A 6,212-nucleotide genomic window follows, 5' to 3' on the forward strand; every position below is an offset into this window, starting at 1 on the left:
GCAGGATCGTTCAGGTGCCCACGGGCTGCGGGGAGTTGGCGTTGAGGTGGGCGAGCTGGCGCGAGACGCCCCGGGTGAGGGCGGTGCGGGGCCTCCAGCCCAGGAGGTCCACCGCCCGGGAGTTGTCGGCGAGGGTGGCCTCGACGTCGCCGGCCTGGGCGGGTAGCCGGTTGACCGGCACGGGGTGGCCGGTCAGCTCCTCGACGGCGGCCAGCACGTTCAGCACGGTGGTGGTGACGCCGGTACCGATGTTGAGGACCGTCGTGCCGATCGGGGCGGTCGCGGCGGCGATGGCGGCTCGGACCACGTCGCCGACGTAGGTGAAGTCCCGGCGCCGGCTGCCCTCGCCGTAGAGGTTCAGGGCGGGTCCGCCGAGCGCTGCCGTGAGCGCGCAGCCGATCAGCATGTCGCCGCGCTGACGAGGGCCGTAGACCGTGAACAGGCGAAGTGCCACCGCGGTGACGGTGGAGGTGGCCTTGCCCGCGTGGGCCAGGCAGAGCTGTTCGCCGGCGAGCTTGCTGATCGCGTACGGCGACTCGGGGTTCGGCGCGATCTCCTCGCCGGCCGCGCCACCGCTCGTGGTCCCGTAGACGCTGGAGGAGGAGGCGTAGACCAGTCGGGGAACACGGACGTCCTCGCAGGCGGCCAGTACGCGCTCGGTGGCGAACACGTTGCAAGCGGTGTACTCGGCGAACCGCTCGCCCCAGGAGCTGCGGACGCCCGGAAGTGCTGCGAGGTGGAAGACTGCGTCGGCCTGCAGGAACAGTGCCGTGAGCGGGCAGGTCCTCAAGTCGGCGGCGACGAAGGTGAAGCCGGGGTGGTCGAGGGCTCCCGCGAGGTTGGCTGCCGCACCGGGGTCGGTGCGGGGGTCACGGCGGTCCACGCCGACGACGGCGGTCCCGCCGGCGAGAAGAGCATCGACCAAGTGCGAGCCGATGAAACCCGCGGCTCCGGTGACGACTGCCCGGGACGGGGCGCGTCCCGGCATTGCGCTGTGCTGCATCGAAATCCTCCAAGGGTCTTGCCACCGGCGCCCGGGCCGCCGGCGCCGACAGTCGGGGCATGCCGAAACCTTCCCGGGCCGCGACCCGGCCCGGGAAGGGACGGTGACGGTCAGTCAGGTCAGTTGCCGGTCAGAATGGTCAGGTTCGCCCAACAGCGGAGAACAGCGCCGAGGGCTGCTGTACGTTGGCGTCAAACCTGTTCAACCGCACCGGACTTCGAGGTCTTCTGTGAACGAAGTTCCTGTTCTCGGCGACTGCCTCAAGCGGCTCGGTTGGTCGCCCGACAAACTGGCACGCGAGATCAACCGCGTGCGACCGAACAGCATCAGCCCGAAAGCGCCCTACGGCTGGCTCAAGGGCTCCACGCCGCGCGGCTCGCTGCCGCAGATCGTCGCCGCAGTCCTCTCGCACCACCTGCGGGAGACGATCACCACCGAAGCCCTGTGGCCGACGAAAGCCATCGCACCGGGTGCCGACGGCTGGCTGCAGCAGCCGTGGTCGCAGGAAGGAACCTGGGAGGGGCTCGAATCCTTCACGGTCGGTCCCCTCCGCTCCGGTCTCGGCGTGTCGCGGCCCTTGTCCGGCCAAGGACTCATCGGCCCGGCCGTCGACTGGTTGACGACACCGGACGCACCGGTCGGAGGACGGCCCATCGGCGAGGTGATCAGCCCTCAGGCCATCGATGTCCTCACCGATCGCGTCACCCAGCTCCGTCGACTCGACGATGCCCAGGGCGGCCCGCTGGTACTGGACTGGATCACCCAGGACCTGAACTGGGCAGCGTACTTGGCCCGCAACGGCAGCTACGATCCGCTCACGGGGCAGCGCCTCCACAGTGTGCTCGCCGAACTCGCGCAGTTGGCCGGCTGGCTCGCCTGCGACCTCGGTCGCAACGCCCTGGGCCAGCGCTACCTCCTCTTCGGCCTCCGCGCCGCGCACACGGCCAACAACCGCGCGCTGGGGGCGAACATCGTCTCCTGCCTGAGTTACCAAGCCACTTGGCGCAACGCGCACGAGGAGGCCCTTCACCTGATCAAGATCTCCCGCCAAGGAGTCGGAGGTCCGGCCGGCGGAGTGGTCCATGCCCTCCTCGCCACCAGGCAGGCTCGCGCCCACGCCCAGTTGGGCCGACTGGACGACTGTGCCCGGGCTCTCGACGAAGTGGCCGCCCTGATCGAGTCCACAGCGGACAGCGCTGCACCGTCATGGGCCTACTGGGTGACACCGGCCGTCCTGGCCGCCGACGCCGGCCGCGCATGGCTCGAACTCGATCGCCCCGAGGTCGCCGAGCACCACCTGCTGCGCGGCCTGCAGCTGTTCGGTGACGCGCAACCCAGGAACCGGCTGCTGCACACGATGTCCCTGGCCGAGGCCCGGCTGCGGCAGCGCGATCTCGACGGCGCCGCCGTGGCCGCCCGCCGGGCCCTCGCTCTCCGCCCGTCCCTCGACTCCGGCCGCGCCAGGCGGCGAATGGCCGGCCTGCGCGACGAGTTCGAGCGCTCCGCCAGCCCACTGGCACGCGATGTCACGGACGAGATCGGTGCCGCCCTGACCGCATAGCCTGGCCTTCCGCACCCACCCGAGGAACCGCATGCACGCCCGCGTACACGTCCCACTGGCTCCGCTCACCACCCTCGGCATCGGCGGTGATGCCGCGCTCATTGCCGAGCTGACCGATCCGGCCGAGTTCCCGGAGGTCGTCGCGCTGGCCGACCGAGAGGGAGCGCGGCCCTTGGTCCTCGGCGGCGGCAGCAACATCCTCGTCGCCGATGCCGGGTGCACCGTGCCCGTGGTGCGGATGGCCACCAAGGGCGCAAAGTTCGAACATGGTGACGACGGCGAGCAGGTCACCGTCACCGTCCAGGCCGGTCACGTGCTCCAGGACCTGGTGGAGCAGAGCATCGCCCACGGACTCACCGGGCTGGAGACACTGATCGGCATTCCCGGCACCGTCGGTGCCACCCCGGTCCAGAACGTCGGCGCCTACGGGCAAGAAGTCGCGGACGTGCTCGATCGCGTCACCGCCTGGGACTGGGCCGTCGGCCGCGAGGTCACCCTGTCCGCCGAGGACTGCCTACTCGGGCATCGCACCAGCATCTTCAAGCACTCCACCCGTTGGACGCTCCTGACGGTGACGTTCCGGCTGCGGCCGTCGAAACTGAGCACCCCGATCAGGTACGGCATGGTCGCCGAGGCCCTCGGCGTCCCCAAAGGCACGCCCGTCCCCCTCGCCGATGCCGCGTCCGCCGTGCTGGCGGTGCGGCGCAGCAAAGGCATGCTGCTCGACGCGGGAGACGCCGACAACCGCAACGTCGGCAGCGTCTTCCTCAGCCCCGTCATCGACGCGAAGCAGGCCGAGAAGCTCCTCGCCGAACAGGCGCCCGTGCACACGTTCCCCGACGGCGTGACCAGGGTCAGTGCCAGCTACCTGATCAAGGCCGCCGGCTTCGGGCTCGGCCGCCCCCTCGCTCCGGGCATCCGGATGTCCGGCAAGCACTTCACCCTCGTCGCCGAGGGAGAGGCCACTGCCCGCGCATTCGCCGAAGCGGCCCGGGTCGTCGCCGACGCCGTGCAGAAGAGCACGGGTATCCGGCTGACCCCCGAGCCCGACCTTTTCGGCGACGAACCCGCCTACCTCCGCCTCAAGCAGAAGGCACTCGCCTCAACCACCTCCTGACGGACCCCGCAGGACCGCACTTCGCCCCGGCCCGGGCTCAGGCCGGGGGCTGGGGCGGGAGGGCGGCGACCACGGGGTGGTCCTGCGGGAGGGGGCCGAGGCGGGCGGCGCCGCCCGGGGTGCCGAGGGTGGCGGAGAACTCCTGGTTGGCGGTGGTGAATTCGCGCCATTCGTCCGGGGTGTCGTCCTCGAAGTAGATCGCCTCGACGGGGCAGACGGGTTCGCAGGCGCCGCAGTCGATGCACTCGTCGGTGTTGACGTAGAGCATCCGCGGTCCTTCGTAGATGCAGTCGATCGGGCATTCGTCGACGCAGGCCCGGTCCTTGACGTCCACGCAGGGCAAGGCGATGACGTACGTCATCGGACCGCCCCCTCTCTCGCTCGGGTGGGTCGCCGGTCGTTCCGGCCCGACCGAACGTAGGTGCTCAAGTAAGGTTGAGGTCAACCGAGGGGAGGCGGCACGGTGGCGGACGGGCGCGGGCACCGGGGCGAGGCGCACGCCTCTCCGGACGACTGGTTGAGCATCGGCGAGGTGAGCGCCCGGACGGGGGCGGCCGTCTCGGCGCTGCGGTTCTACGAGGAGTTGGGGCTGATCGCCTCGGAGCGCGACGGGCGCAACCGGCGCCGCTACCCCCGGCACATGCTGCGCCGGGTCGCGCTGGTCTCGGTGGCGAAGCGGATCGGCATCCCGCTGCAGGACCTGCGCGAGGCTTTCGCCGACGTGCCGCTGGACCGGCCGCCGAGCCACCAGGAGTGGCAGCGCGCCTCCCGCGGCTGGTCCCGGCGCCTGGAGGAGCGGCGGCAGACCATCGAGCGCCTGGAGGCCGAACTCACCGGCTGCATCGGTTGCGGCTGCCTGTCGATGAAGGCGTGCGCCCTGCTCAACCCGGGCGACGCCCTCGCCGAGGACGGGGCCGGCCCCCGTCGCCTCTGAGCCCCCGTCGCCTCTGGGTCCCCATCGTCTCTGGGCCGCCGCCTCTGGGCCGGGCGCGGCGGGGTCGTTCAGAGCACCAGGTCGTCGTGCTCGTCGAAGATCCAGCCGTCCTCGTACAGCACCTCGAAGAGGTGGCCGTCGGCGTCGGTGAAGTACCCGCTGTGGCCCCAGGCGTTCGGGGCGGCCGGGCGGGTGACGGTCGCGCCCAGTTCGGCGGCCCGCGCCATCACCCGGTAGACCTCCTCGGCGCTGCGGGCGACGTAGGCGAGCGCGAAGCCGGCGAAGCCGCCGGGCCCGCGGTCGGGCAGGGCGGCGTCGGCGGCGAAGGCCGCCCGGGACTGGAACGCGACGGCGACGCCGCCCAGTTCGAAGAGCGCGAACTCCTCGGAGCCGGCCGCGGAGCGCTGCCAGCCGAGTGCCTGGTAGAACGCGGCGGAGGCGGCGACGTCGCGCACGCCGAGGAGGATCAGGTTGAGCCGCTGCCGCATGGTGCTTCCTCGAATAGGAACTGGCGTTCGATCCGTCATCCTGCCACCCCGCCGTGCAGGCGCAGCAGCAGGGCGTGCAGGGCGGCGCGTTCGGCCGGGTCGAGCGGGGCGAGGACGGCGTCCTGGACGGCGCGGGCCTCGGCCTGCAGGGCGGCCAGCCGGGTGCGTCCGGCAGGGGTCAGGGTGAGGGTGAGGCGGCGGCGGTCGGCGGGGTCGCGGGTGCGGTCGATCCAGCCGCGGGCGGCGAGCAGGTCGGCGGCCTTGGCGAGGTCGCTGGGGTCGAGGCGCAGCCGGTCGGCGAGTTCGCGCTGGGTGTGCGGCCCGAGGTCGGCGAGTACGGCCAGGGCCGCGTGGTGGTACAGCCGCAGCCCGTCGGCGGCGAGGCGTTCGGCGAGCCGGGAGCGGGCGTCCTTGCCGGTGCGGGAGAGCAGATAGGTCGTCAACTCCAGCAGCGAGGGCGGTTCACCGGCGGAGGAGGAAGAGGAAGCGGCGGGCGTTCGGGGGTGGGCCATGCCCAGATCCTAGGCACCACCCTATAGTGGGCGCGAACCCATGATGGGTGCAGACCCACGATCGAGACCGGGAGTTCCCATGGACGCGCTCCACCCCCGCCTGCTGGCCGCCGACTTCGCGGGCTGCTTCGCCTTCTACGACGCGGTGCTGACGCAGCTGCTGGGCGCCCGCCGGGTGCAGGGCGGGCCGGACGGGCCGTACGCGCACTGGGACGTGGCGGAGCAGGCTGCCCTGACGCTGTTCGACCGGGCCGCGATGGCGCAGGCCCTGGGTACGACGCCCACCCCGGCGGGGGCGCCGCCGGCCGACACCGCGATGTTCGTCTGCCGGGTCGCGGACGTGGACGCCGCGTACGCCTTCGCACTGCGGCACGGTGGCGGCTCCGCGCTGCCGCCCGCCGACCGCCCCGAGTGGGGCGCGGGCCTGCGCACCGCCCACCTGCGCGACCCGGACGGCACCCTGGTGGAGTTCCAGTCCTACTGACCTGCTGGCCCTACTGTCCTAGGGCACGTATTCGGTTGTGATCAATTTGCGGGTTTCACTCTCGTGGTCGCGCCTCGTCCGGTAGATCCTGTTGTGTGACGCGAGTGCAACTG

General features: G+C 71.8%; 8 protein-coding genes. 4 read left to right on the forward strand and 4 right to left on the reverse strand.

Annotation, left to right across the window (positions count from 1 at the left end; all coding sequences use genetic code 11):
* Positions 1 to 10: 10 nt before the first annotated feature.
* Positions 11 to 1,003 (reverse strand): NAD-dependent epimerase/dehydratase family protein, encoded by a 993-nt coding sequence (locus ACIOHG_RS29370; protein WP_400954937.1) that lies wholly within the window; start codon positions 1,001 to 1,003, stop codon positions 11 to 13.
* Between the two features lie 229 nt (positions 1,004 to 1,232).
* Here ACIOHG_RS29370 and ACIOHG_RS29375 point away from each other — a divergent pair, with 229 nt between their 5' ends.
* Positions 1,233 to 2,564: a hypothetical protein gene (locus ACIOHG_RS29375; protein ID WP_400954939.1), complete on the forward strand. Its 1,332-nt coding sequence runs from the start codon at positions 1,233 to 1,235 to the stop codon at positions 2,562 to 2,564.
* Between the two features lie 31 nt (positions 2,565 to 2,595).
* Entirely contained in the window at positions 2,596 to 3,681 is a 1,086-nt protein-coding gene (locus tag ACIOHG_RS29380; protein WP_400954940.1) for a UDP-N-acetylmuramate dehydrogenase, read from the forward strand.
* A 37-nt stretch (positions 3,682 to 3,718) separates the two neighbouring features.
* On the opposite strand, the gene fdxA is transcribed toward ACIOHG_RS29380, so the two are convergent.
* Complete coding sequence (fdxA, locus tag ACIOHG_RS29385) at positions 3,719 to 4,042, reverse strand: ferredoxin (RefSeq protein WP_400954942.1); 324 nt, start codon at positions 4,040 to 4,042, stop codon at positions 3,719 to 3,721.
* Between the two features lie 102 nt (positions 4,043 to 4,144).
* On the opposite strand from fdxA, the gene soxR reads away from it, so the two are divergent.
* Complete coding sequence (soxR, locus tag ACIOHG_RS29390) at positions 4,145 to 4,615, forward strand: redox-sensitive transcriptional activator SoxR (protein WP_400954943.1); 471 nt, start codon at positions 4,145 to 4,147, stop codon at positions 4,613 to 4,615.
* 68 nt (positions 4,616 to 4,683) lie between these two features.
* Here the strand turns inward: soxR and ACIOHG_RS29395 are convergent, their stop codons facing one another.
* Entirely contained in the window at positions 4,684 to 5,103 is a 420-nt protein-coding gene (locus ACIOHG_RS29395) for a VOC family protein (RefSeq protein WP_400954945.1), read from the reverse strand.
* 35 nt (positions 5,104 to 5,138) lie between these two features.
* Positions 5,139 to 5,615 (reverse strand): MarR family winged helix-turn-helix transcriptional regulator, encoded by a 477-nt coding sequence (locus ACIOHG_RS29400; protein ID WP_400954947.1) that lies wholly within the window; start codon positions 5,613 to 5,615, stop codon positions 5,139 to 5,141.
* Positions 5,616 to 5,694: 79 nt separating this feature from the next.
* Here ACIOHG_RS29400 and ACIOHG_RS29405 point away from each other — a divergent pair, with 79 nt between their 5' ends.
* Positions 5,695 to 6,099: a VOC family protein gene (locus tag ACIOHG_RS29405; protein WP_400954950.1), complete on the forward strand. Its 405-nt coding sequence runs from the start codon at positions 5,695 to 5,697 to the stop codon at positions 6,097 to 6,099.
* The last annotated feature ends 113 nt before the right edge of the window (positions 6,100 to 6,212 follow it).

Source organism: Kitasatospora sp. NPDC088134 (assembly GCF_044741705.1).
GTDB lineage: Bacteria > Actinomycetota > Actinomycetes > Streptomycetales > Streptomycetaceae > Kitasatospora.